The organism is Alkaliphilus crotonatoxidans (genome assembly GCF_054658015.1).
Map to the genome: position 1 here is coordinate 257,116 of NZ_BAAHXS010000004.1, position 25,969 is coordinate 283,084.

The 25,969-nt window shown below is 40.5% G+C and carries 24 protein-coding genes; 7 read left to right on the forward strand and 17 right to left on the reverse strand.

Translation table 11 applies throughout. From position 1 onward, the window contains the following. Nucleotides 1-2 precede the first annotated feature (2 nt). From ACYQ1I_RS03770 to ACYQ1I_RS03780, 3 genes are all read right to left on the reverse strand, one after another. Nucleotides 3-1,112 carry an ABC transporter ATP-binding protein gene (locus ACYQ1I_RS03770; protein ID WP_459762516.1) on the reverse strand — a complete coding sequence of 370 codons (1,110 nt, stop codon included), beginning with the start codon at nucleotides 1,110-1,112 and terminating at the stop codon, nucleotides 3-5. Nucleotides 1,113-1,216: 104 nt separating this feature from the next. Further along, entirely contained in the window at nucleotides 1,217-2,278 is a 1,062-nt protein-coding gene (mutY, locus tag ACYQ1I_RS03775; RefSeq protein ID WP_459762518.1) for an A/G-specific adenine glycosylase, read from the reverse strand. A gap of 476 nt (nucleotides 2,279-2,754) precedes the next feature. Beyond that, the gene (locus ACYQ1I_RS03780) at nucleotides 2,755-3,294 is read right to left on the reverse strand and encodes a peroxiredoxin (protein WP_459762519.1); all 540 of its coding nucleotides are present in this window, start codon (nucleotides 3,292-3,294) and stop codon (nucleotides 2,755-2,757) included. 270 nt (nucleotides 3,295-3,564) lie between these two features. Between ACYQ1I_RS03780 and grxC the strand changes: the two genes are divergently transcribed. After that, on the forward strand, nucleotides 3,565-3,819 hold the full coding sequence (gene grxC, locus ACYQ1I_RS03785) for a glutaredoxin 3 (RefSeq protein ID WP_459762521.1): 255 nt from the start codon (nucleotides 3,565-3,567) through the stop codon (nucleotides 3,817-3,819). Between the two features lie 30 nt (nucleotides 3,820-3,849). Here grxC and ACYQ1I_RS03790 read toward each other — a convergent pair whose 3' ends face one another. The 4 genes from ACYQ1I_RS03790 to ACYQ1I_RS03805 form a co-directional block, all read right to left on the reverse strand. After that, nucleotides 3,850-4,032 (reverse strand): H-type small acid-soluble spore protein, encoded by a 183-nt coding sequence (locus tag ACYQ1I_RS03790; protein WP_459762523.1) that lies wholly within the window; start codon nucleotides 4,030-4,032, stop codon nucleotides 3,850-3,852. A gap of 101 nt (nucleotides 4,033-4,133) precedes the next feature. Then, nucleotides 4,134-6,410, reverse strand: a complete 2,277-nt coding sequence (locus ACYQ1I_RS03795; RefSeq protein WP_459762525.1) for a PAS domain S-box protein — start codon at nucleotides 6,408-6,410, stop codon at nucleotides 4,134-4,136. Nucleotides 6,411-6,523: 113 nt separating this feature from the next. Continuing rightward, nucleotides 6,524-6,904, reverse strand: a complete 381-nt coding sequence (locus ACYQ1I_RS03800; protein ID WP_459762527.1) for a DUF4363 family protein — start codon at nucleotides 6,902-6,904, stop codon at nucleotides 6,524-6,526. Nucleotides 6,905-6,916: 12 nt separating this feature from the next. Next, the gene (locus ACYQ1I_RS03805) at nucleotides 6,917-7,591 is read right to left on the reverse strand and encodes a YetF domain-containing protein (RefSeq protein ID WP_459762529.1); all 675 of its coding nucleotides are present in this window, start codon (nucleotides 7,589-7,591) and stop codon (nucleotides 6,917-6,919) included. 149 nt (nucleotides 7,592-7,740) lie between these two features. Here ACYQ1I_RS03805 and namA point away from each other — a divergent pair, with 149 nt between their 5' ends. Beyond that, nucleotides 7,741-8,754: an NADPH dehydrogenase NamA gene (gene namA, locus ACYQ1I_RS03810; RefSeq protein WP_459762531.1), complete on the forward strand. Its 1,014-nt coding sequence runs from the start codon at nucleotides 7,741-7,743 to the stop codon at nucleotides 8,752-8,754. 79 nt (nucleotides 8,755-8,833) lie between these two features. Here namA and ACYQ1I_RS03815 read toward each other — a convergent pair whose 3' ends face one another. After that, nucleotides 8,834-10,030: a M20 metallopeptidase family protein gene (locus tag ACYQ1I_RS03815; RefSeq protein ID WP_459762533.1), complete on the reverse strand. Its 1,197-nt coding sequence runs from the start codon at nucleotides 10,028-10,030 to the stop codon at nucleotides 8,834-8,836. Further along, nucleotides 10,002-10,937 carry a S66 peptidase family protein gene (locus ACYQ1I_RS03820; RefSeq protein ID WP_459762535.1) on the reverse strand — a complete coding sequence of 312 codons (936 nt, stop codon included), beginning with the start codon at nucleotides 10,935-10,937 and terminating at the stop codon, nucleotides 10,002-10,004. The genes ACYQ1I_RS03815 and ACYQ1I_RS03820 overlap by 29 nt, the downstream gene beginning before the upstream one ends. Nucleotides 10,938-11,060: 123 nt before the next feature. On the opposite strand from ACYQ1I_RS03820, the gene uppP reads away from it, so the two are divergent. Continuing rightward, entirely contained in the window at nucleotides 11,061-11,891 is an 831-nt protein-coding gene (uppP, locus tag ACYQ1I_RS03825; RefSeq protein WP_459762537.1) for an undecaprenyl-diphosphatase UppP, read from the forward strand. A gap of 59 nt (nucleotides 11,892-11,950) precedes the next feature. On the opposite strand, the gene ACYQ1I_RS03830 is transcribed toward uppP, so the two are convergent. Further along, nucleotides 11,951-13,186, reverse strand: a complete 1,236-nt coding sequence (locus tag ACYQ1I_RS03830) for a sensor domain-containing diguanylate cyclase (RefSeq protein WP_459762539.1) — start codon at nucleotides 13,184-13,186, stop codon at nucleotides 11,951-11,953. 94 nt (nucleotides 13,187-13,280) lie between these two features. Continuing rightward, entirely contained in the window at nucleotides 13,281-13,619 is a 339-nt protein-coding gene (locus ACYQ1I_RS03835; RefSeq protein ID WP_459762541.1) for a nucleotide pyrophosphohydrolase, read from the reverse strand. Nucleotides 13,620-13,751: 132 nt separating this feature from the next. Between ACYQ1I_RS03835 and ACYQ1I_RS03840 the strand changes: the two genes are divergently transcribed. After that, the gene (locus ACYQ1I_RS03840) at nucleotides 13,752-14,726 is read left to right on the forward strand and encodes a tocopherol cyclase family protein (protein ID WP_459762543.1); all 975 of its coding nucleotides are present in this window, start codon (nucleotides 13,752-13,754) and stop codon (nucleotides 14,724-14,726) included. A gap of 128 nt (nucleotides 14,727-14,854) precedes the next feature. Here ACYQ1I_RS03840 and ACYQ1I_RS03845 read toward each other — a convergent pair whose 3' ends face one another. After that, on the reverse strand, nucleotides 14,855-15,148 hold the full coding sequence (locus ACYQ1I_RS03845) for a cupin domain-containing protein (protein WP_459762545.1): 294 nt from the start codon (nucleotides 15,146-15,148) through the stop codon (nucleotides 14,855-14,857). A 213-nt stretch (nucleotides 15,149-15,361) separates the two neighbouring features. Next, entirely contained in the window at nucleotides 15,362-17,203 is a 1,842-nt protein-coding gene (asnB, locus tag ACYQ1I_RS03850) for an asparagine synthase (glutamine-hydrolyzing) (RefSeq protein WP_459762547.1), read from the reverse strand. Nucleotides 17,204-17,459: 256 nt separating this feature from the next. Between asnB and ACYQ1I_RS03855 the strand changes: the two genes are divergently transcribed. Continuing rightward, on the forward strand, nucleotides 17,460-19,175 hold the full coding sequence (locus ACYQ1I_RS03855; RefSeq protein WP_459762549.1) for a sensor histidine kinase: 1,716 nt from the start codon (nucleotides 17,460-17,462) through the stop codon (nucleotides 19,173-19,175). 1 nt (nucleotide 19,176) lies between these two features. Here the strand turns inward: ACYQ1I_RS03855 and ACYQ1I_RS03860 are convergent, their stop codons facing one another. Further along, a complete protein-coding gene (locus tag ACYQ1I_RS03860; protein WP_459762551.1) occupies nucleotides 19,177-20,034 on the reverse strand; it encodes a GNAT family N-acetyltransferase in 858 nt (285 codons plus the stop codon). 147 nt (nucleotides 20,035-20,181) lie between these two features. Between ACYQ1I_RS03860 and ACYQ1I_RS03865 the strand changes: the two genes are divergently transcribed. Next, nucleotides 20,182-21,900 (forward strand): ABC transporter ATP-binding protein, encoded by a 1,719-nt coding sequence (locus ACYQ1I_RS03865; protein WP_459762553.1) that lies wholly within the window; start codon nucleotides 20,182-20,184, stop codon nucleotides 21,898-21,900. Between the two features lie 60 nt (nucleotides 21,901-21,960). Here the strand turns inward: ACYQ1I_RS03865 and ACYQ1I_RS03870 are convergent, their stop codons facing one another. Together ACYQ1I_RS03870 and ACYQ1I_RS03875 are read right to left on the reverse strand one after the other, a co-directional pair. Next, nucleotides 21,961-22,485, reverse strand: coding sequence for a phosphatase PAP2 family protein (locus ACYQ1I_RS03870; RefSeq protein WP_459762555.1), 525 nt, complete (start codon nucleotides 22,483-22,485; stop codon nucleotides 21,961-21,963). A gap of 91 nt (nucleotides 22,486-22,576) precedes the next feature. Beyond that, a complete protein-coding gene (locus ACYQ1I_RS03875) occupies nucleotides 22,577-23,332 on the reverse strand; it encodes a L,D-transpeptidase family protein (RefSeq protein ID WP_459762557.1) in 756 nt (251 codons plus the stop codon). A gap of 423 nt (nucleotides 23,333-23,755) precedes the next feature. On the opposite strand from ACYQ1I_RS03875, the gene ACYQ1I_RS03880 reads away from it, so the two are divergent. After that, entirely contained in the window at nucleotides 23,756-24,712 is a 957-nt protein-coding gene (locus tag ACYQ1I_RS03880; protein ID WP_459762559.1) for a calcium/sodium antiporter, read from the forward strand. Here ACYQ1I_RS03880 and ACYQ1I_RS03885 read toward each other — a convergent pair. Continuing rightward, nucleotides 24,709-25,908 carry an acetyl-CoA C-acetyltransferase gene (locus tag ACYQ1I_RS03885; RefSeq protein WP_459762561.1) on the reverse strand — a complete coding sequence of 400 codons (1,200 nt, stop codon included), beginning with the start codon at nucleotides 25,906-25,908 and terminating at the stop codon, nucleotides 24,709-24,711. The two genes, ACYQ1I_RS03880 and ACYQ1I_RS03885, sit on opposite strands and share 4 nt — an antisense overlap. Nucleotides 25,909-25,969 lie beyond the last annotated feature (61 nt).

Below are 25,969 nucleotides of genomic sequence, written 5' to 3' on the forward strand. Positions count from 1 at the left end.
TATTAAAAAATTGCCGTCTCGTCTTCCCCATCAAAGAGGTGTATTCGTTTGGGGTCAAGGGCTAATTTTATGGAGTCTCCGGAGCTTACATGGGATCTGGCACTGATACGGGCCGTTATGCTTTCTTCTCCCAACTTCATATAAAGATATATTTCTGCTCCCATTAACTCTGTAACTTCAACGGTGGCCTCCAGGGATGTATCCTGATGCTCCTTTACATAGTCTTCCTCATTGTGAACATCCTCCGGTCGAATACCTAAAACCACCCTTCGTCCTATATAGCCTCTATTTTTTAGTATTTTGGCCCTGTCCTCAGGCATTTTAATTTCATTTTGACCAAATTCAAATATAACAGCGTCTTCTGATTCTTTTAATGTTCCATGAATAAAATTAATCTGGGGGCTTCCGATAAAGCCCGCAACAAACATGTTCTGGGGATGATTATACAGATTTAAGGGTGAATCCACCTGCTGAACAACGCCCTCCTTCATCACGACAATTCTGTCTCCCATAGTCATGGCCTCTGTTTGGTCATGGGTAACATAAATGAAGGTTGTTTGGAGCTTTTTATGGAGTTTGGCCAACTCTGTTCTCATTTGAACTCTTAATTTGGCATCGAGATTAGAAAGTGGTTCATCCATCAGAAACACCTTAGGCTCTCTGACAATGGCTCTTCCCAAGGCCACACGCTGCCTTTGTCCTCCAGAGAGGGCCTTTGGCTTTCGATTTAAATATTCTTCTATGTCAAGAATTTTCGCCGCCTCTTCAACCCTTCTTTTTATCTCTTCCTTGGACATTTTTCTTAATTTTAATCCAAAGGCCATATTGTCATAGACCGACATATGGGGATAGAGGGCATAATTTTGAAAAACCATTGCAATATCTCGATCCTTTGGAGCGACTTCGTTGACCAATCTATCGTCGATATAAAGCTCGCCCCTGCTGATTTCCTCCAGGCCCGCTATCATCCTGAGGGTAGTCGACTTACCGCAGCCCGAGGGCCCCACAAGGACCAAAAATTCTTTGTCCCGTATTTCTAAATTCAAATCCTTTACTGCGATTACCTCTCCTGAGTAGGTTTTGAAAATACTTTTTAAAGTTAAACTGGCCATATAGAATCCCCCCTGTATATTCTTTAACCCTATTGTATATCAAAAAATTAATTAAAGGCCATTGTCATTTTGCACAAATTTTTTAATAATTGAATGAAAGGTTTTTAGTTTTTTTCTGCCAGGGTATTAATAATTTTTCGATACAAGGTAGGTAGCGGCAGTTCTCTTACTTTATTTTTGGTTATCCATTGATAGCCCTCCTTTTCAATGGAAATGTCGGCAGCACTGGAGTGGGCTGAAATGATATCAATTTCCCATCGTTGATGGGTAAAAATATGGGTGGTTTTTCCTTGATGACATACCCCTGTTATACCGGGAAAGTACTGCTCAAGTCCTGACAGGCTTTGGGCTTCATTCATTACCTGACTTGTTTCCAGGGTAGGCAGCACCCAGAGTCCGGCTAAAAGCCCCTCCTGGGGATTTTTTTTCACCAGCACCTTATCTTCATATTCAAGCCACAAAACAACTTTATTTAACCTTTTTACCTTTGTCTTATTAATACGAATAGGTAAATCCTGCTGTTTGCCAGCCCGGTAGGCTTCACAATGGCCTTGAACAGGACACTGGTGGCATTTAGGCCCCTGGGGTATACAGATTAGCGCCCCCAGTTCCATTAATGCCTCACTGTAGTCACCACAATTTTCTTTGGGCATCACCTCTGCTGCCAATTGGCGAATTTCCTGCACCGTTGTTTTATCCAAAATATCCCCTTCGATGCAGGCTAAACGGCTGAAAACCCTCAGTACATTTCCGTCAACTGCAGGAATAGCTTGGTTAAAGGCAATACTCATTATGGCCCCCGCTGTGTAATCTCCTATCCCAGGCAGCTTCAGTAAGTCTCCTAACTGATCAGGAAGCTTCCCGCCATGCTCCTGAACAATTTTTTGGGCAGCTCGATGAAGATTTCTTCCCCGTGAATAATAGCCTAACCCCTCCCAACGCTTTAAGACCTCCTCCTCGGTTGCCTCGGCCAAGGCCTGTACCGTAGGAAAATGCTCAATAAACCGTTGATAATAATCTATTACGGTTTCAACCCTTGTCTGCTGCAGCATAATTTCTGAAACCCAAATAAAATAGGGATTTTTTGTCTTCCGCCAGGGTACATCCCGTTTATTTTCTTTAAACCATAATAAAAGATCCTGTACAAAGTTATTTTTATTATCCATTTTTTTCTCCTTTATGTAAGCTGCATATAGTTCCTCTGTATCACATGTTAACATAATCAAAAAACATCTACAATGGGTCATTTTTTCCTCTGTTTTAAAGTAGGCTATTGAAAATTATTCTTAAACAAATTGAGCCCTTTCACAATGTGCGACTGGCCTTTCTATTTTTGCATGATTGCAGGGTTTTTTACTATAATGATATTAACCAACAACCTCTAAATGTAAAAAAATATAACATATCGAATACGATCATTATTTCTTTTGAATTGGATAAGGCGGGAAAAAAGCTGCTCTAATGAAGAATGGTTCTGTTTGCTGTTAAAAATCAAATAAAAGAAGGGAAATTGAAGGGTTACCGGGCTATGCCCAATTGATCGTACACCCTTCATTTAAGGAGATATGAAAATTTTCATCAGGAATCGTTATGTGAATTTAAAAAGGAGGCCGCGAAATTTGGCCTCCTTTTTAAGGTTATACTATAACAAATCTTCTCCAGGCTTCCAGTCAACTGGGCACAGGCCCCCTGCCTTTAAGGCTTGAAGAACTCTTAAGGTTTCGTCTACACTTCTACCTACATTCAGGTCATGTACAACGGCGTATCGTAGTATTCCCTCAGGATCGATGATAAATAGCCCTCTTAAGGCGATTCCCTCTTCCTCTACCAATACACCATAATCCTTGGCCACCTTTTGGGTCATATCAGATGCCAGGGGAAAGGCTAACTGTCCTAGACCACCTTGATCCTGGGCAGCGTTAATCCAAGCCTTATGGGAATGTTCGCTGTCGGTACTTACACCAAGGACCTCTGCATTAAGCTTCTTGAATTCATCCACCTTAGCATTGATTCCCTTAATTTCGGTTGGGCAAACAAAGGTGAAATCTAATGGATAAAAGAACATTACCAGCCATTTACCCTTGTAATCATCTAAAGAAACCTTCCCGAATTCTTTTCCCGCCCCATCTACTGTCTTCATTTCGAAATGGGGTGCCTTTAAACCTACCATTCTTTGTGCCATAATTAACCAATACCTCCTATGTTTAAATTTTAATTAATAGCCAATTTATATATATCCCCTTCCACTTCGTTTTAAACAATTATTTTTAAAAAATATTTTTTGTTTTATAATAATCGTTATTGTCAAGTATTTATCAGGGTTGTAGCCAGTTATATTGTTTCCGGTAAATAATTTTCCATGCATAGCTTGTTCATTATTCATCTTAAATTTGTTTTTAGTAATATATTTTAGGGTAAAATATATTTAGTACGTTTTAAAGGAGGTTTTTTTATGCACCAGGTGGTTATCTATACTAAAAATTACTGCCCCTACTGTAAGCGAGCTGTGGCATTATTACAAGCAAAGGGAGCTGACTTTCAGGAAATTGATGTTACTTATGATGAAGCTACCTTTCAAAGGGTTAAGGAACAAACTGGATGGGATACTGTTCCTCAAATATTTATTCAAGGTACCTTTGTTGGAGGCTGTGATGACCTGTATGCCCTGGATCGTAAGGATGAATTAAACAAATTGCTGGCAAAATAAATTTAAAACCGCCCTGGGGCGGTTTTAAATTTATTTTCCTTCCTTTAATTCTGAAACTGGTACTTCCCATGTTTCATCTGAAAAAAGGTCCTGCTTTATCTGGGCTGTTTGATCTTTAGCATTTAATGCGGCAATCCAGATTGGCCGTCCCTGATACTGTACCGGTATTTTATCCATAGAGGTAAATATCTGCTCTGCCCTTTTGATATCCAAATTCATCACTCCTACCTTGATCATTTACATATAGTTTTTCCACTACCGGAAAAATTATTGTATAAGGTTAAAAAAATAGTTTTTTAAATACCACGATCAACTTATTTAAACTCCAGCAATAAATAAGCAATATCATCCGATACTTCTTTGTGATTCATTTTTATTTGCTGAAAAAGCCGATTATTTAGTATGTCGATTGTATGATGGCTATTTTCTTTTAACAAATTCTTAATATCAAAGGCCTTTCTATCTTTAATGCTTAAATCCAACAGGCCATCGGTATAGATTAAAAGCCGCTCCCCGGGCTCTACCCAAAGGGTAGAATTATCAAACTGGGGCTTGTATAGCTCGCTGAATTTTCCAATGGGAAAGGGCTGCTTGCCTTCCAGGCTAATGATTTCACCATTTTTCCTTAATATCATTGGTTTGGTGTTGAGGCCTCCGCTGGCATAGACCAATCGCCTTGTAAGCCGATTATAGGTACCATACATCATAACCAAATAGATGTCCTCGGGAAAGGAGGAATGATTATAGGTGACATACAGCTGATTCAATAGTTCTCTGGGCGACATAAGCAGTGCTGTATTATTGACGGTTCTATTTTCATTCATAAACTGATGCAAGAAAATCGATGTCAGAGAGGCAGCCACCCCGTGGCCCGCCACATCGCCTATGTAAAAGGCGATATTAAATTCATCTATTTCAAAGATACCCAGACAATCGCCCCCCACCTTTTCAAAGGGAATATACTGCCCGGTACAGCTTACAGCCGTATTGTGCAACGTGAAATTATTAAGGGCCAGCTGGATTTCCTTGGCATATTCCAGGTCACGAAGAAGCCTTGCATTCATGGTTGAAATAACCGCTTCCTGCTTCTTGAGTTCCTGTTCGGTTTGTCTTTTATCGGTAATATCATGGATAATTGAGTGGAGCAAGGGTCTTTTATCGTTGCTGATAAAGGTAGAAAACACCTCCACATCCCGCACATCTCCTGATTTTAGACGATGTCTGAAAAAAAGATGCTTATATTTTTCTGACATCACTGAATCCATTTCCTGTTGAATCATATCTTCTGACAAGATATTAATTTGCTGAATATTCATGGCAGTAATTTCTTTATGACTATACCCATAGAATTCGCAGGCAGCTCTGTTGGCATCGACAATTTCCCCTGTTGAAGGGCAGACGAGCAGCTTAGGGGCCTTATTATTTTGGAATATGCTTTTATAGAATTCTTGGCTTTCCCTAAGGGCAGCCTCTGCTATTTTACGAGAAGTGATATCTTCTATAATGGCGATGAAGTATTCAGCTTCGTTACTGGAGCCCTTTACAACAGAAATCGTTAAGTTAACCCAAACTATGCCGCCCCCCTTATGGATATACCGTTTTTCCATTGAGGTTTTGGTGGCATTTTCCCTTAAGATATTATCGAAAAAGTCGATGCTGCGTTTTATATCATCCGGATAAGTAATGTCTTTAAAGGTCTTTCCCTTGATTTCCTCAAGGCTGTAGCCAATGATATTGCAAAATTTTTCATTGACCTTGATCCAGTTACCTGCCAGGTCTAGGTGGGTGATTCCCACAGCAGCCTGATTAAAGGTGGCCCTGAAATGGGCTTCATTTTGAAGCACTTTGCTTTGGTATTCTTTAATATCGGTGATATCATTGACTAAACAAAATAGGGTTTCCTGTGAGGGCAAGGGAAGGACACTCCAGGAAAGCCAGCGGGTCGTTCCCCATTTGGTTCGATAGCGATTTTCAAAGTGTCCTGAAATCCCCTTTAGGGTTATTTCCTCCAGGAATCGATTGGTATAATCCTGATCCTCCTCATGGACATAAAAGGTAAAGGGCTTTCCCAATAATTCTTCCTCCGGATAGCCCAGATTATAGATCCACAATTTACTGATTCGCTTGAAATAGCCATCCATTCCAATACTACAGATTAAATTGTTTGACTCTATAAACATTAAGTCGATTTCTCGATGAAATTGTTGCTGCTGTCTTGAATTATAGCGGCTGTAATATTTCTCCTTAATTAGCTCTGCAGCCATTTCAGCATATTGAGCCGCCGGCTTGATTAAGGCTTTTTTATTTTCGGGAATTAACAATTTAATTTTTCCTACCGATTCACCATATAGCTCAATATTGATCTTTAACTCGAGTAATTCATTATTTTCTTGAATCAGTTTTTTTCCTTTAAGGCTGCTCCCATGAATGGGGGCCAATGTCACTTGAATTCCCATGGCGCTATAGTATCCCTTTAGGTCTCGAAACACCTCTTTAAAAATTTCTATCAGGAGGGCTCTATCCAAATCATTCTTTGCCTTTGAATCGTTTGTTTCCCACTTTCTTTGTGATTGATAATTTTTAACCTTCATTTTAGCCTCCCCCAAATGCATTACAATACGATTTGCTAATATTAAATTTGACAAGTATCGGTATAATCCTTCTTCAAAACCACTTTTTATAAATTTTTCACCATGGGGAATGTTTAAAATAAATTCACTAAACTGAAGGATTCTTTTTTAGCAATGGTACTAATATTAAACTTAAGCTCTGTTAATTCTATAAGGGACAGGGTTTTATCCTGTACAGCCAAATATTGACTGAGCTTATCCAATGACAAACCTACTCTGTCTAAATCCTGGTGCTCCAGCAGGTATTCCCATACCCCTTTATTCTGATTCCAGATTTCTTGTAGCTTATCATAGGCATCCCCTGTTTTTGCCCAGTCCTCTAAAGTAATGGCATCAGTTAATGCTTCGATTGGTTCAAGTAATTCCTCACAGCTATTGTTGACATAGCTACTGAATAGTAGGGAGCCTATGAAAAATAGGATAATTAGAATTGTGGTAGAGACAACGACCTTCATCTGATCACCCCTTTATATTTGTTTTCTTTGGGCAAAAAATTCTCGATTAGAAGACAAAAAAGCAAAAAACACCTCATCTACCCGATCAATATTTTCCTTTTTCAGCATATGCCTTAACCAATCTTCATTATGCCCCGACTTATTCAGATTATGTCTCATGATTTTACCATCAACGATAAGGGTAATGGGCAGCTCTTCATGATCAGGGTTTAAATCCAGATCCTCTACAATTACATTTCTTTTCTTTACCTTCGGGATAATGCTCAGCTGTCCATTCGTTTCTAAAATAGCATATTCCACATCACTTAGGTTGGGGTAATCCTTCCCCCTAAGCTGTTCCAATAGATCATTCATATTTATTCGGAGCCTTTTGATTTCTTTTTGAACGATTTGCCCTTTACTAATAATGAGACTTGGTTTACCGCAAATTAATTCTCGAAAGCCTTCACTTTTAATGGAGAGGAATGAAACAATCACCTGGGCTGCCAGGAGGGTGAGAATGGGAATAATACCATAGATTAAGGGAATCGCTGTATTTTCCATAGGGGTTGCTGCTAATTCTGCAATTAAAAGGGCTATCACCAGCTCAAAGGGCTGCATCTGAGCCACCTGTCTTTTACCCATCATTCTAAAGACGACTACAACCACCACGTATAGTATTAACGCCCTTAAAAATATAATTAACATCTTATCACTCCTGCCCTGTATTTCTTCGTTATATTATTGCCCTATCGCCCAATATTATGAATTGAAGTTGTTTTTATTTGTGTTGCTTAATTTAAAAGGATAAAGGGTATTTTAATTTTAATGAAGGAATGAAAGGAATGGTGGAAACGATGAATTTATTTACACCTGTAACCATTAAAAACTTGACGCTTAAAAACAGAATTGTTATGGCTCCAATGTGCCAGTACAGCGCCGATAATGATGGCATTGTAAAGGATTGGCATCTCTTACATTACACCACCAGAGCCGTTGGCGGAACGGGTCTAATTTTACTGGAGGCCACCGCCGTTGAGCCCAGGGGACGTATTTCTGATAGAGATTTAGGCATTTGGGATGATGGTCATATTGCAGGTCTAAGGGAGCTGGTAGAAAAATGTAAGCGCTATGGCAGTGCTGTTGGTATTCAGTTGGCCCATGCCGGGCGAAAATGCAGTATTAATGGGGAAACCATCGTGGCTCCCAGCCCCATAGCCTATAGTCAGGATTATCAGACCCCCTATGCTTTAAATAAGGACGAGATTCACCAGGTAGTTAAGGCCTTTCGACGGGCTGCTGAAAGGTCCCTGGAGGCGGGCTTTGATATCATTGAAATCCATGGTGCCCATGGTTACTTGATTAATGAATTTTTATCCCCCCTATCCAATCACCGTACAGATGAGTACGGCGGCTCGCCGGAGAACAGGGTAAGGTTTTTAAAGGAAATACTTGAGGCTGTCAGACAGGTTTGGCCCATGGAATATCCTTTAATTGTCAGGGTTTCTGCTGAAGATTATCAAGTGGGAGGAAATCATCCTGAGGATCTGGCTCAGCTTCTTTCAATGCTTCAGCCCTATGGAATCGATCTGGTTAATGTGAGCTCCGGGGCAGTGGTCCCGGCCAAAATTGATTCCTACCCTGGTTATCAAATTGGTTTTTCAGAAACGATTAAGGGAATAACCGGTATTCCCACCATTGCTGGAGGGCTGATTACCTCGGCTGAAATGGCCAATGAAATCGTAAAAAATCAGCGGGGTGACTTGGTTTATTTAGGGCGGGAGCTGTTGAGGAATCCTTACTGGCCTCTTTTAGCAGCAAGGGAATTAGGTTATGAAATGAAGTGGCCTGTTCAGTATGAAAGGGCTTAAAAGTTAAAAGCCGGGTACAACATTTGATTGTACCCGGCGGTTTTTTGGAAGATGATAACTGCCCCATAATTTTATAGCTCTATTTCTGCTCCTTATTTAAAAAGGTCAGGGCGTTCAAAGCCTGTAGGGCGGCCCCTATTACCAGACAGTCTTCATCAATATCAAACAGATTGCTGTGGCAGGGATGAATGGTTCCCCTTTCTTGATTTCCGGAGCCAAGACGATAAAAGGCCCCCGGTACCTGCTCTAGAAAATAAGCAAAATCCTCTACCCCCAGGCTGACCTTCTTTAGGCTAATGACCCTATCTTTACCCAATAAAGCTTCACCATTCTCTTTAACCAGATTAACCATTTCTTCATGATTGGTTAAGGCCGGATACCCAGGTATAATTTTGACAATTCCCTGTCCCCCCAAGGCCTGGGCCGTAGATTCCACCAGAGATCGAATTCGTTCGATGGTCTTTTCCCTAACCCTGGGCATCACTGCCCGAAGGGTTCCCTTTATTTTTACTTCCTTTGCCAAAATGTTGGCCTGAGTACCACCCTCTATGGTGCCCAGGGTAATGACTGCCGCCTCCCGGGGATCTGTATTTCTACTGACGATACTTTGAAGTAAATTAATTGTTTGAGATGCAATTAAAATGGCGTCAACCCCGTCCTGAGGATAGGCCCCATGGCTGCTTTTCCCCTTGATAGTCAGCTCCAGGGCATCAGATGAGCCATTCATTTGATCAAATTTGATTCCGATTTTCCCTACGGGGATTTCTGGTGTAACATGAAGCCCAAAAATGGTATCTACTTTGGGATGTTCCAGTACGCCATCCTTGATCATGGGCTCGGCTCCACCGATGGTTTCTTCTGCTGGCTGAAATATTAATTCGACATTACCCTTAAAATGTTCTTTATGTTGATTCAGTAGTCGTGCCGCCCCTAAAAGAACAGCCATATGGGCATCATGGCCACAGGCATGGGCTTTACCCGGATTAATTGAACGATAGGGGGTTTCCTTCAGGTCATCCATAGGTAAAGCATCCATATCTGCCCTTAAGGCGACGGTTTTGCCAGGCTGTTTTCCCTGAATCAGCCCCACTACCCCATAGTGATGCTGAAAGGTTTTATAGGGAATCGCCATTTGCTCCAGGTATTCTATAATCTTTTTTTGAGTTCTCATTTCTTCAGTAGATAGCTCAGGATGTTGATGAAAATCTCGGCGTATTCCTATTAGCCATTCTTTTATATTGATTGCCTCATCCTTTATAATCTGTTGTAGTATCATGTAAAACTGCCCCCTCTAAGAATTTTAATGATTGATCGCAAGATGAAATTCTGGCCCTAATCCCCAGGGGAATGGTAATATTAGGCGTGCAATGCCCTGCCCTGATTCCCCATATAACGGGTTTGCAATAGGGCTTAAGTCTTTCGTAGAAAACCGGCCAAGGCTCAGTGGCTTGCTCCTGATTAAAATCACCTAAAATAAATCCTGCTGCATCTGAAAGCTTCCCTGCCAGGCCCAGCTGGGTCAACAACCGATCAATTCGATAGGGTGCCTCCCCTACCTCCTCTAGAAAAAGTAGCTTATTTTTTGTATCGATTTCATAGGGAGTTCCTAGGGTAGCCGCCACCAATGAAAGATTTCCACCAACAATAGGGCCTTCGGCGGTACCGGGAATAATGAAATTTACATTTTCTAAAGGCTCTAATTTTTCAAAAGCCGGGGCCCCCGTAAACCCCAAGGATCGAAGCAGGCAGGTTTTTGAAAGGGGGTCCAATCCCTGGGCTATCTGTACAGCCATAGGGCCATGGAAGGTAACCAATTGACATCGTTGATTAAAAGCGATATGTAGCGCAGTTATATCGCTAAAGCCTACGAATGGCTTTGGATTCCTCTTAATGATATCATAGTTGAGCTTATCCAATATTCTAAGGGTACCGTACCCACCCCGCAGGGCAATTATACCCTTAATATTGGAATCATAAAAAAAATCATTCAGTTCCTGGGCCCTTATTTGGTCTGAACCTGAAAGATAACCGTAATTTTCAAAGCATGTGATTCCCAGCTTAACTTTAAATCCCCAGGCTTCCAGCTGCTCCTTTGCCTTCAAGACCAGGGATTCCTCCAATGGGCTGGCGGGAGCCGTAATCCCCAGTTGATCACCCATGTTGATTTTCTTTGGAAGGTTCATGTTTGCCTCCCCCTTATAATACACTATACTGATTTAATATTATTTAATTTTTGTTAATACTATTTTATATGATATGTGTTATAATCGACATTAGTGAATATACTTTTTTCAGGAGGTGTTTCAGTGAATATTATTAAGGCAATAATTTTAGGGATTGTACAGGGATTAACAGAATTTTTGCCAGTCAGCAGCTCAGGTCATCTGGCCATCACCCAAAGCCTTCTTAAGGTTCCTGAGGACAGAATACTATTTTTTTCGGTTATGCTGCATTTCGGTACCCTAATTTCGGTGCTTTTTGTCTATAGTCAGGATATCGTCAATATTATTGTTGAGTTTCTTAAAATGCTTAAGGAATTTATCACAGGTAAAGGGATAAAACTTCAAAATCAATACAGAAAGCTTGGTCTATTTATTATTGTGGCTACGATCCCTACTGGCTTAATGGGGGTTATCTTTAAAGACCTGATCGCCGGCCTTTTTACCTCTCAGCTGATTGTGGGGCTGGCATTGATGGTTACAGGTACGCTATTATGGATGGCTGAAAAAATACATAAAGGTCAGAAAAATGTGAACCAAATGAAGTGGACCGATGCCGCCCTGGTGGGAACCTTCCAAGGCTTGGCCATAACCCCTGGTATTTCCCGTTCCGGTTCAACTATTGTTGGTTCGCTGCTGTTAGGTTTTAATAAGGAGCTGGCGACTAAATTCTCCTTTTTAATTTCTATACCAGCGATTTTAGGGGCCACTGTTTTCGAAGTAAAGGATGTATTGGAGGTTGGTCTGGGAGACTTTTCCCTTGGTATTATTTTAGCCGGAGTTCTGTCGGCTTTCCTGGCAGGTCTGTTGGCTATCAAAACCCTCATCAATTTTATCAAGAAAGAGAAGCTTTATTATTTCTCGTATTATACCTGGATAGTAGGAATCATCATTGTCATTGTAACACTAGTTGGCTGACAATTGCATCTTAGTTCAGATATTAAACCCAGCCTGGCAAAGTTTCTATGGCTGGGTTTTTAAATTTGACATTTATCAAGGCCTTTTGTCTGTTGTTTATGGCAGTACATGGTATTATCTGCTATTGAAATGATCTTGTCTATATCCCTGGAGTCTTGCGGATAGAGGGCTGTACCAAAACTAAATTCAATATGAAGTGTCTCTTTCCCGATCCTCAGGGGTTCTTTTCGGAAGCCTTTTATGAGCTGATTGATCTTTTCGTTAACCTGTGCCTTGCTTTGATTAAAATATACGGCGATAAATTCATCTCCTCCGTATCTGGCAAATAAATCCCCTTCATCCATGTGTCGCTTTAGGGTATCTGCAAAATTTTTGATGAGTACATCTCCTATCTGATGTCCATAGGTATCGTTGGCAACCTTTAAATTATTGAGGTCAAATATAGCTATCGTAAAGGTACCACATTCTTTTTGTATTGCTGCTAATCTATGATTTAGTAATTCTTCAAAGTAGCTTCGATTATAGACCCCGGTCAGTTTATCATATTGCGACAAATACATGAGCTTATCTACCAATTGATGGTTTCTGATGACTGTTCCCACCTGGGATGCAAAGTATTCCATCAACAAAAGATCCGCCTCTACAAAGGCATCTTTTCGGGTACTGTCAACATTAATCATGCCATAAAGTACCCCATTAATCAGTATTGGAGCGCTGACTGCTGACTTGGTTATAAAAAAATTCGATTCATTAAAGGATTGATACAGCTTTTCATCGAAGACTTCTTTATTAAATTTTTCTATTCCTCTAATGATACAGGCATGCTGTATCTTTCCCTTACCCATGCGATAAAGAAAGGTATCTTCCAGGTTTAGTTTTATCGACTTAATTTTTTCATAGTCAAAGCCCACCACTGCTTTAAATTCTAAATGATTATCCTTTAAAATCATTAAGCTGCCCATCTCTGCATCATCGATAATTTGTACGACCCTTTTCAATATTAATTGAAACAGCTCTTCAATTTTTTTGACCGTCAGTATTGAATCACTGATTTCAATGATACTCTCCAGAATTTTTTTATTCATTTCATAATTTTTATTGCGCTTGGAAAGATACTTTGAAATAAAAAGATTAATTGTAATAATCAGTACGGTGAATGTAATCATGACAAGGGCCATTTCCGCAATAATAAACCGCTGGGTGTGGTAGCTGAATAGACCATAGGTACCTAATAATACAATTACTGCAGAAAAGAAGAGCAACACTGTAACACAAATTAATAATCTCTTTTTCATTTTACACCCCATTTGTAATGATTGATGTCATTCAAATATGTTTTTATTTACTATTGTTACATTTCTACAATTCTACATAAGTATATAATTCCCTTTACCTATTTTTTTCTTTTCTTGTCCACCTGTCTTTATCCCGTGTGTTGAATTTTTCCATCATACTGAAAAAAGCCTCCTCCAGGTCAATATTGAGGGAATTAGCAAAGCATATGAGAATAAACATACAGTCTGCCAGCTCCATATCTACAGTATTATAGGGTTCACTTTTTTTCTTAGGCTTTTCTCCATAATAATGATTTATTTCCCGAGCCAGTTCTCCGGCCTCTTCAGTCAACCTGGCCATTAGGGCCAGAGGAGAAAAATAGCCCTCCTCAAATTGACCAATGTATTCATCCACTATTTTTTGCATTTCCTTTAAAGTTATATTTTGTTCCATTTTATCAGTCCTCCTCTTCTTCGGTATCATATCTTTATTATTAGATTAGTTCATCTTTTCTCTATGAATTTGACTAATTTATTATGATCTTGGCCTATACTAAAAAAACAGCTTTTTCAGGGAGGAATACTATTGTTAAAGGCCATGCTCCAACCAAATTTGTATCACGGAAGAACCCCCTGGAATCAGTTCGAGGGCTGGTATTTCAAGCTGGTGAATCAAAATGCCACAGAAGCCCTTTCATTGATTCCAGGTATTTTCCATGATAAGGATCCCAAAGAGGCCCACTGTTTTTTACAGATACTGGAGGGTTCTAGGGGGAGTTATACCTATCACCGGTTTCCTATCTTGGATTTTGTTCCACAGCAAAAACCCTTTCAGGTAAAGATAAAGGAAAATTCCTTTTCTCTAAGGGGGATTAAGCTACAATTAGACACACCTGAGCAGTGCATTAAGGGAATGATCAGCTTTACCGGGTTAAAGCAATGGCCCTGTAAATTCCTTTCTCCAGGCAGCATGGGCTACTTTAATTTAATACCCTTTTTACAATGCTATAGTCAGGTTTGTGCCATTGATATGACCCTGATGGGAAACATCACCATCGACGATAGGGTATATTGCTTAGATGGAGGCAAGGGTTATATTGAAAAGAACTGGGGAAATGCCTTTCCCTATTCTTGGATTTGGATTCAATCAAACCACTTCTCCAACTCAGATGCTGCCCTTAGCTGTTCCATCGGTCACATACCACTTTGGTTTACCAGCTTTAGGGGGTTTTTAGTGGGCCTTTCTTTCAATCAGACCTTTTATGAATTTACTACCATGAATAGGTCCGTTATGAAAATCATCCCCCATGGTGAAGATGTTGAAATTTATCTAAGAAGCAAAAGCCATATACTTCGGATTATTACTAAAACCTTGAAGGATTCCTTTATTTTGTGCCGTGGGCCAAGGAATGGGAAAATGATCCCATTGGTTCAGGAAAGTCTTCTAGGTCGGGTTTTCCTTGAATTAACAGAAGTTGATACGGGAAAGGTTTTGATGAGTGACTGGGGCCTTGCCTCGGGCGTGGAATATGGTGGCGAGCAAATGAGAATATTAGATTGAGTCTAGACAAGATTATTGGTAACCATGAAAAAGGAATACAACCATTAGGCTAATTGAAAGAAAGCTAAAAAGCGATGTAGTCATGCCACCGCTTTTTAGACAATCAATTTATTATTATTCTTTACTGACTAATTGTCTATGGCCCCCATATCGAAGTGGAAGGTGTATACCTTCTCTATTCTTTCTCTTACATTCCAGTGGCACTTTAACCCCTTGGGAAAGGTTACCAGCATTCCACCTGTAAGCTGGATGGTTTCATGGGGCGTTGTAATGATTACATCACCTTCATAAAAATAGGCCGTTTCTTCCTCGGGGTATTCCCAATCAAATTGATCGGGCTCACAATTCCATCGGTTCCAGGAATCGATTCCCAGCTCTTTGGCTTCCTTTAGTTTTATCCTTCGTACTTTTATTCCAGTCATCTTCCACCTCAAATTTGATAATTTCTTTTTGCTATTTATAATACAATAGGAAATTATATTTTCTTATAATTGTAGATAAGCTATAATTTCTGCAATGTATTTCAAGAAAGTCTTCCTATAAATTCTTCAAGGCATGACTTTGTTCTTTTATTATACCTGCTTTTTTTAAGCTTGTATAGATAACTGCTTCCTTTTATTTCTCTTATCTTGAAGCTATACCAGTATTACCCCGTATTCCTTCATCCAAATATTAACCTGTAAAAGATAAGCCAGCAGCTGAGGCCCTGTCATCAATTGACCATACCATGGCTTTCCAAAGGAAGCACCAGAAGTATTGACAATATCCCATACTTTCCCCTTGTCAATTATATTCCAAAGGGGTGCATTTTTATCGGCCAATACCTTTTTCATTTCTCTTTGAACTGCCTTTAGATAGCCAGGATGATGGGTTTTGGGATAGGGACTCTTTTTTCTATCCAATATTTCCTTTGGTAGGATGCCCTCCAAGGCCCTTCTTAATAACCCCTTTTCCCGGTTATCGCAATATTTCATTTCTATGGGTATATTCCAGGCATATTCTACAATTCTATGGTCCGCAAAGGGTACTCTGACCTCCAGACCATTGGCCATACTCATCCGGTCTTTTCGATTTAGCAGGGTAATCATAAACCATTTTAGGTTCAGATAAGAAATTTCCCTCATTCGGTGTACTTCTTCGGTTTCTCCCTCTAATGCCGGCACCTCCCTCAAGGTATCGTGATATTGAGTCTGTACATGATCAATGACAGGTAAGTGCCTCATTTCAGACCTCAAGAGGTTTACCCGTTCGGCAGTTGCCTTTGACCAGGGAAAGGTTGTGGCTTCTATGTCTTCCTTTTTTCTGAACCATGGGTATCCGCCAAAGATTTCATCAGCACATTCTCCCGAAAGGGCAACAGTAGCCTGTTTTTTGACTTCCTTGCAAAAAAGCAACAGGGATGAATCCACATCAGCCATCCCCGGTAAATCGTTGGCCAATACAGCATCCTTTAAGGCGGCCACCAATTGAGGCGTGTCAATTAATATGTCATGATGCTTCGAGTTAATTGTATGGGTCATCTTTTTTACCCATAGTTTATCGGAATTGGGTTGAAATTCGCTGGGCTGAAAATATAAATCATTATCCACATAGTCAATGGAAAAGGTATTCAGCTGACCCCGGGTATCCCGCTTATAGGCCCTGGCCGAAATGGCTGAAATGGCGCTGGAATCTAAACCTCCCGACAAGAAGGTACAAAGGGGAACATCAGAAACCAGCTGTCTTTCCACTGCATCTACCAGCAATTCCCGAACCTTTTCAATGGTTGAATTTAGGTCGTCTTCATGGGGCTTGCTTTCCAGCTGCCAATATTCTTGTAGCTTTTTTTGTTCCTGCCGGAGGATTAAATAATGGGCCGGAGGTACCTCGTGAATCCCTTTGAAAATACCTTGACCGGGGGAACGAGCCGGACCGAGCCCAATGATCTCCATAATCCCCTCCTCCCCAACCTGGGGACTAATTTGAGGATGGGCCAGCAATGCCTTTAATTCTGATGCAAACACTAGTCCGGTTGACAGGGTGCTGTAGAATAGTGGCTTAACTCCCAGTCTGTCTCTGGCTAAAAATAGCATTTTTTCTGCCTCATCTAAAACTGCAAAGGCATAGATCCCATTAAGCTCTAAGACACAGTCGGGGCCCCATTCTATATAGGCCGTCAGCAATACCTCGGTATCGGAATAGGATTCGAAAGCATAACCCCGTGCCGATAGTTTTTCTCTTAATTCTTCAGTATTGTAAAGCTCGCCATTATATACGATCGAGTAGCTTTTTTCCCCCAGTACCTTTGTCATTGGCTGCCCACCCCCTTCGGGATCAACCACCGTCAGGCGTCTGTGGCCCAGCAAAGCATTTTGATTCATAAAAATTCCTGAAGCATCCGGTCCTCGATGGGCCAGGGAATCGGCCATTGTTTCTATCAGTTTTCTATGCTCTACCAAATTGTTCTTGAAATCTACCCATCCGACAATTCCACACATACTTTCATCTCCTTTACTTGAGGGGTAATTCCTATTATCAAAATATGAAAAATTGATCAATTGTATGTTTATCTATCTATTCCTTCATATTAAAATTCAATATCTACTAACTCTAAAATGTTCAGTTAACCTGTCGATTCATTGGTATATACTTGTTTTGACAAAAAATATTAATTCTTCTCGTAGTAAGGAGTCGAAACATTGTGAATTTTTCATGCAGGAATGTTTCCCTTTTTATAGAAGTACACTGTGTCACATGTATGATTTTTTAAAATGTAAAACTGTTAATTTCGTTGTCCGTAACATTATTATGATTGGGGGAATGTTCATGCATCAGTTCCATGGTAATCTACAAAAAAATTCCCAATTGGGGTGGTTTATTACCAAGGATTTTCTAAGACTTAGCCAGCTCAAGGGAATCATTCTGACCGTAATCGTCATTCTGTCATTTGAATATCTGAACCAAAGGGGTATTGGGATGCTGCATCATGCAACTATTTTTTCCCTTGCCATTTACTTTGCCCTTTTTTCTGGCGGAATTATTCTAGGCTTGGTCAGTACCCTCATGACTATCGTTTATTCCTTCTATTTCTTTTCATTGCCTGGCCAACTGCTTAATTTTACCGCTGCAAATTTGGAGAAAGCCATTATCACCTCGGTTACCCTAATGATCACCTTTATTTTGGGTGTTTATATTTATCAGCAGTTTTTTCAAAGCCATCATAGGCTTCGGGAGAGTGAACGGAAATTTCGTAATCTTTTTCTTCATGCCAATGATGGGATTCTTTTATACCATTTGGATCAAGGGTTTTATCCTAATGAAATCATCGATGTCAATCCCAGGGCGCAGCTGCAATTGGGCTTTACCAAGGAGGAACTGCTTAATCGGTCCTTTTTGGATATAGACCAGGGGTTGGATCAAGAGCAAGTAAAATTACTTTGTTCTAAATTAAGGAAAGATAAGTATGCCTCTATTGAAAGTGTTCACCTAGCTAAAAACGGCGAACAAATTCCTGTCAGGCTTACCCTTCAATACTTCAAAAATAATGGCAAAGCCGCAGCGATGTGTACCATTAGGGATTTAAGAGAGGAAAAAATAGTAGAATCGCTTAAACATGAAATAGATGAAAAGACCCAGCAGCTTAAAGAAGCCTTACGCCGGGATCAACTGAGAACAGAATTTTTCTCAAACGTGTCTCACGAGCTAAGAACACCAATTAATGTGATTTTTTCGACCCTACAGCTTTTTTGTCTGCTGATTGAAGAGCCTATGAATATAAATCAAAAGGATAGTGCTAAGAAATATATTCATATTATGAAGCAAAATTGCTATCGATTGCTGAGGTTGATAAACAACATTATTGATTTATCAAAAATCGACTTTGGATTTTTAGAGCTGGACCTGAAAAACCAAGATATTGTTTATTTGATTGAAAGTATTACCCTGTCGGTGGCTGAATATATTGAGAACAAGTCTATTGAACTAATTTTTGATACCGATGTAGAGGAAAAGGTTATTGCCTGCGACCCTGATAAAATTGAAAGGATTATGTTAAACCTCCTTTCAAACGCAGTCAAGTTTACCCCCAAAGGTGGCCATATTGAAGTGAGGCTTATGGATGAAAATGAACGTATTAAAGTGGTGGTTTCAGATACAGGAGTTGGTATTCCTCAAGAAAAAATGAATGTTCTCTTTGAACGCTTCAAGCAGATTAACCGTTCGCTGGATAAAGATCAGCACAGCAGCGGTATCGGCCTGTCACTGGTTAAATCCCTTGTGGAGCTTCATGGAGGTTCAATTGAAGTGGTAAGCCAATTGGGTCAGGGAACGGCCTTTACCATTTATCTGCCGGGGATTGCACTTCAAGATAATGAAAATGAAGCGGAATCTGAAAAGCATGAGTCCTGCGGCTATGTAGAAAAAATTAATGTCGAGTTTTCTGATATTTATTCAAAGGAATCAATCATTTAAACTATGGCTCGTAGACAAAATAATAATAATCCGGCTGCCAGTTGTTCATTACGGTAAAGTGAGCCTGCTTAAGCTGGCTGATGAGGTCTAATCGTTTTGGCAAAATGGTGGTAATAGGCGTAAATTTACACCGATCACGATTTTTTAGGCAATAGTAGTTCATAAAGGTATTAATGCTGTCAAAATCATCATTCAGGGCAATGAAATAGGGCTCTCCCTTAAATTTATAAATGCCTGGCACGCCATTGATTTTTACAAAGGCCCCTGATTCTTTGAGTTCTTGAAATACATTGAAATTAGGGGTCTGAAAAACAAAAGCCAGGGGAATATATTGATCTCTGTCTTGAAAATACTTTAGCTGTTGAAACGCTTCAAAGCTGATCCCCCATGGTTCTTCGTGAAAATCCTCAAGTCTTAAACCAGTATCCAGGGCATCATAATCCTTTGTCAGGGTAATATGCTCCTGTCTGAGTTTAAAATTCAACTGTTTCATCGTATGAATACTGGCTGCACTGCTGATATGGGTTGAAAAGGCAATTTTATTGATCAACCCCTTTTCCAAATCCACCTTAGCCATATTCAAAAGCCTTAAAATAATGTCTTTAGAAAGGCCCTTCCCACGATATCGAGGGTGTACCCTTAACCCCTCCAGCCATCCGCTTCCATCTGGCAAAATGGAATATTTTCCCACCACGATAACCTGATTCGTCTCTGTATCAATTCCCCCTAAAAAACATCCTTCATCAAGGAGCCACCCTTCAAAAAAATCTGGTAAATAATCTGCCCCATCCCAAATGTCTTGACAGATTTCAACTATGTCTTTATAATCCTCCGACTGTATTTTTCTGTAGATGATCATGGGGATTCCTCCTTCAATTTGTTAGTATTATTATAATATTACCTGAAATTACTATAGGAAACAAGAGTTCGTATTTATATTCAAAAACCTCCCTATCTATGATATAATGTTTTCTTAGGGAGTCGAAGAATATAAGGAGGATTTACTATGAAACGCTTTATACCCTATTATCGAAATCATCTACCTCTATTTATACTTGATTTTACCTGCGCCTTTATAATGGCTCTGTTGGACTTGATTTTCCCCATGGTGGTCAGTCTAATGGTAGATGATATTTTACCAGCCAGAAACCTTCGCTGGATTTTATTTGCCGGTGGCGGACTCTTGATCCTTTACATTGTTCGCTACATATTAAATTACATTGTCGATTACTGGGGTCATGTTCTTGGTGTTCGAATCGAATACGATATGCGGAACGATCTCTTTAACCACATACAAAAGCTATCATTTAATTTTTTTGACAACACTAAGACCGGCCACATCATGTCACGTTTGGTTAATGACTTAAACGAGATTTCGGAATTGGCCCATCATGGACCTGAGGATTTATTTATTGCAGTGGTTACCCTGCTTGGCTCCTTTATTATTATGATCAATATTAACTGGAAGCTGACCCTCATTATTTTTTCTATTATTCCAATCATGCTGATCTTTTCGATATTGCAAAATAAAAAAATGCAGGTGGCCTTCCGGGATATGCGGCTAAAAATTGCCGATATAAATGCCCAGGTAGAGGATAGTATTTCAGGGGTTCGGGTTGTCAAATCCTATACCAACGAAGCCTATGAAAGGGAAAAATTTGATCGGGGCAACTATAATTTCAGAATGTCTAAGGAAAATTCCTTTAAAATAATGGGACATTTTTATGCAGGAATTAACTTTTTTGCTAACCTTATTAATTTGATCGTTATCGTCTTTGGTGGTATTTTCATTTATCAGGGCTCCCTTTCTGCGGGGGACCTTGTGGGCTTTCTGCTTTATGTTTCCATGTTTCTGCAGCCAATACACCGGATGAGCATCCTGGTTGAAAACTATCAAAAGGGCATGTCAGGCTTTAAGCGCTTTACAGAAACCCTTGATATTATGCCTGACATTACTGATTCCAAGAATGCCGTGGAAGCTGGCCGCCTAAAGGGTGAAATAGCCTTCCAAAATGTCGGCTTCAGTTATAACGACCATAAGAGTATTTTAGAAAATATTAATTTCAATATTAAGGCTGGAGAAACAGTGGCCTTTGTAGGCCCCTCCGGTTCAGGTAAAACAACTCTGTGTAGTTTAATCCCCCGATTTTACGAAATCACTCAGGGCAGCATTACAATCGATGGTAGGGATATTCGCCAATTTACTCAAAAGTCGCTGCGAAAAAATATTGGAATTGTTCAACAGGATGTGTTCCTGTTTTCAGGCACCATTAAAGATAATATTGCCTACGGAAAGATTGATGCTACCCTTGAGGAAATTGTAGAGGCGGCCAAGCTGGCCAATGCCCATGATTTTATCATGTCTTTAGAAAACGGCTATGATACCTACATTGGTGAAAGGGGTGTTAAGCTGTCGGGGGGACAAAAACAACGTATTTCCATCGCCAGGATCTTTTTGAAAAACCCACCTATTTTAATTTTAGATGAGGCCACATCAGCCCTCGATAATGAGACTGAAAAGGTGATTCAGGAATCCTTCATCAAGCTTTCTGAAAGCAGAACTACGCTGGTCATTGCCCACCGACTGGCTACCATTCGCCATGCTGATCGAATTATGGTCTTAACAGAGGAAGGGATTATGGAGGAAGGCACCCATCATGGATTACTGGCCCAAAATGGCCTGTATGCCAGATTATATCAGGCCCAGTATGACCGTGCAATTTAACATTCATTCCCATTAAAAAGAAGCAAGTATGTTTTAAAGACTTGCTTCTTTTTTGATCCTTTAAAAAATCCAGGTGGTAATGAAGGTTGTAACCAGAGCGATTAAACTGCCTATGATTACATCACTGGGATAATGGACCCCTAGATAAATTCGAGAGATTCCCACCAGGGTTGCCAGACCCAGGGAGATTATTTTAACGAATGGGTGTAAAGTCATAATGGTGAGGGCCAGAATAAAGGCGGCGCAGGTATGGCCCGATGGAAAGGAATATTGACAGGGCACCATAGCCAGCATATTTACATTTTCAAGCTTACAATAGGGTCGTGGGCGATTGACCAGCCGCTTCACGCTTTGAACAATGCTCTGGCTAACAATCAGATTAATTGCCAATTGCAGCGCAACCTTTCTCCAATCCTCTCGACTGCTCAGAAATAAATAAGTAGGAACTGCCACCCCAAAGGGTATATCTCCTAAAAGGGTAATCTTCTTCATAAGCTGATCTAACCAGTGGCAATGTAGCCGGTTATTTAAAAGATAGAATATTATAATATCGCTACGTTTAACAAGTCCTGTTATTGTGCTCACCGTTATACCACCCCTTCTGCTTTACCTTTATAGTACAACGGGAGGATTGAATTTAAATTATTTTCAGGTTATTTTTTTGTAAAGCCACGCACTATTCCATCAGAACAATCCCCAGGGCCTTGAGGGTTTCATAGGTAATCACGGGACTTTTAGGTATGCCGTGGTCCTTCTGAAATTGATATATGGCTGACTCCATCATGGGACCGTATTTTCCGTCTAAATGATCTGCCTGGTAGTAGCCCAGGGCCCGTAAACGTCTTTGAACCTCTACCACATCTGCCCCAAAATCCCCAGGCTTCAGGGACTTTAACCCGTAACCAAAGGGGCCAAAGGCCCCATTGACAATGGCCACCGGTGTACCCTGCTTCACATATTGATAAAGGTCTTCCACATCTCGATTGTGCATTCGTATACACCCGGCAGAGGCATTGTAGCCAATAGAATTGGGTTTATTGGTACCGTGAATCCCATATCTGCCCCAGGGTACGTTTAATCCCAACCACCTGGTACCAAAGCCTCCCCCCCATTTTGCCTTTTGAACCACCTTCCACGATCCGATGGGGGATGGATGCCCTTCTCTACCACTGGCTATGGTATATTTTTTGATTAATTCATTGCCATTTAAAAGATATAGTCTTTTTTCCGCAATATCAATCAGTATTTTTAAATCATTGTAATCTGGGTTTTCGTCCAGCATCTGGTATTCCCACAGGGTATACTCATTTAAGCCTTCTACCTTACCGTCGTTTGTAAAGTAGTTATATATACTATAGACCCCTGCAGCTATTGCCATCAGCAGTAAGATTATCAAAGTAAATCTATTTTTTCTACTTTTTCTTCGCTTCATAACTTATCCCTCCCAACCATACAATTAAATATATGCTTAAGGATAAGCTCTCCATACAAGAATAATAGGATTTAGTGCAGTGACTAGGAAAAACAGGTCAATTATTAGCCTGGTTAGATTAATTTTTATTGTTGATTTTTAGAATAATATTTGTTACGATACTAATATAAAATAAAATGAAACCTTGGTTGAAGGGGAGTAGCTGTCCTTCGGGACTGATAAAGTCAACATCGTGGCAGTTTTTTCTGTCTGGCTTTATCCTTTAGTATAAAGTAGCAAGACCTTTAACATGATTTATCTACATGATAAATTTATGTTAAAGGTCTTTTTATTTAACAAGTATATTTAATGGCCCTTGGTTTTAAAATACATGATAAACCGCTGCCATTTTATTAGATTATATCATTCAGGAGGAGATTGCTGATGGTTTACTTATTTTTGTTAATTGGTTTTTTATTACTGATTAAGGGAGCAGATTATTTTGTTGAGGGGGCCTCTAAAATTGCTGCTTTTTTAAGGATTCCCCCCATACTAATTGGTTTAACTATTGTTGCCTTTGGTACCAGTTCTCCCGAAGCGGCGGTCAGTATTTCAGCTGCCCTTCGGGGAAGCGGAGATATCTCACTGGGCAACGTAATCGGCAGTAATATTTTTAATACCTCTCTTATTATCGGGGCCACTGCTTTGATTAATCCCTTAAAGGTACAGCGAGAAACCATTAGAAAGGAAATTCCCTTTGCCTTACTGGGTAGTATTGTCTTATTGATCCTTATGGCTGATCGACAGCTGCAGAAATTCAGCACTAATTTAATTACTAGAGGTGACGGTCTTATTTTACTATGTTTTTTTAGTATTTTTCTTTATTATATTTTCGAGGTGGCTAAAAATAGCCGTGATCAGGCAATTATTAAAAATAATGATGCTGAGACCAAACTTTTAACTAAGGATGTTCTCTTCACCTTAGGGGGGTTAGCGGCAATTATTTTAGGCGGTGAGCTGGTGGTCAACAGCAGTGTTCAAATTGCCTATACCTTCGGAATGAGTGAAACCCTAGTGGGCTTAACCATTGTCGCTCTGGGAACTTCACTACCTGAGTTGATCACCTCTATAACTGCTGCCAGGAAAGGGAAAAGTGAAATTGCCCTGGGTAATATTGTCGGCAGTAATATTTTTAATATTTTTTTCATCCTGGGGACCTCCGCTGCAATTACCCCCCTTGTGTTCAATAGCAAAATATTCGTTGATGCAATCATCATGATTTTACTGACATTTATTCTGCTCTGTTTCTCAGCATCCCAATCAAGGCTGTCTAAATATGAAGGAATTTTTCTTTCATTGGGCTATGCTGCCTACATGATCTTTATTATTATCAGAAATTAACGTAACATAGGGGGATTCATTTTTATAATGCAGGCTTCACCCATGCCGCCACCGATACAAAGGGTGGCCAGGCCAAGCTGAAGGTGTTGTCTTTTCATCTCATGCAGCAGGGTTACCAGTATTCTGGCACCGCTGGCCCCCACAGGGTGGCCTAGGGCTATGGCACCGCCATTGACATTAACCCTCTCCATATTCAGCTTCAGCTCCCTTACTACTGCCATGGCTTGGGCCGCAAAGGCCTCGTTGGCCTCTATTAAATCCAGCTGGTCTACTGTCAGCCCGGCCTTTTTCAAGGCCTTAATGGAGGCTGGAATGGGCCCCGCCCCCATGATTTCAGGCTCAATTCCTGCGGAAGCATGGGACAGAATTGTTGCGACCGGGGTTATTCCCAAATCCTCTGCCCTTTTCCGGCTCATCAGCACCAGGGCTGCGGCTCCGTCATTGATTCCAGAAGCATTTCCTGCGGTAACCGTACCTTCCTTCTTAAAAGCTGGTCTCAGCTTCGATAATTTTTCTATGGTACTATCCCCTTTAATGTACTCATCAGTATCAAATACCACAGGCTCCCCCCTTCGCTGGGGAATCACTACAGGTACAATTTCTTCGGCGAACTTGCCTTCATCCCTTGCCTTTGCTGCCCTCAATTGGCTGCTGCAGGCATACTCATCCTGTTCCTTTCTGGAGATTCCCCACCTTTCGGCAACATTTTCGGCTGTTACTCCCATATGGTAAAGATGAAAGGCATCGGTCAGGGCATCGTTAATCATGGTGTCAATCATTTCTCCATGACCCATTCTTTGCCCCCACCGGCTATTTTTCAAGACATAGGCTGCCTGACTCATATTTTCTGTTCCACCCGCCACGACAACCTCATTGTCCCCTGAAAGGATAGATTGGGCTGCCAAGGAAACGGTTTTTAATCCTGAACCGCATATCATATTAATTGTAGAGGCCGGCACCTCTACAGGAATCCCTGCCTTTACCGCAGCCTGTCTGGCCACTCCCTGCCCATGGCCTGCCTGTAATACACAGCCCATGAACACTTCGTCCACCTGCTTTGATTCGATACCGGCCCTTTTGACCGCTTCTTTAATGGCAATAGCCCCCAGTTCAGCCGGTGATACATTGACCAATGAACCATTGAAGCTCCCAATAGGGGTTCTTACAGCACTTACAATTACAACTTCACCCTTCATTCTATTTCCTCCTTGGAATTAAACATACTAGGGTGTGTCTGAATACTCCGAAGGGTGCAGA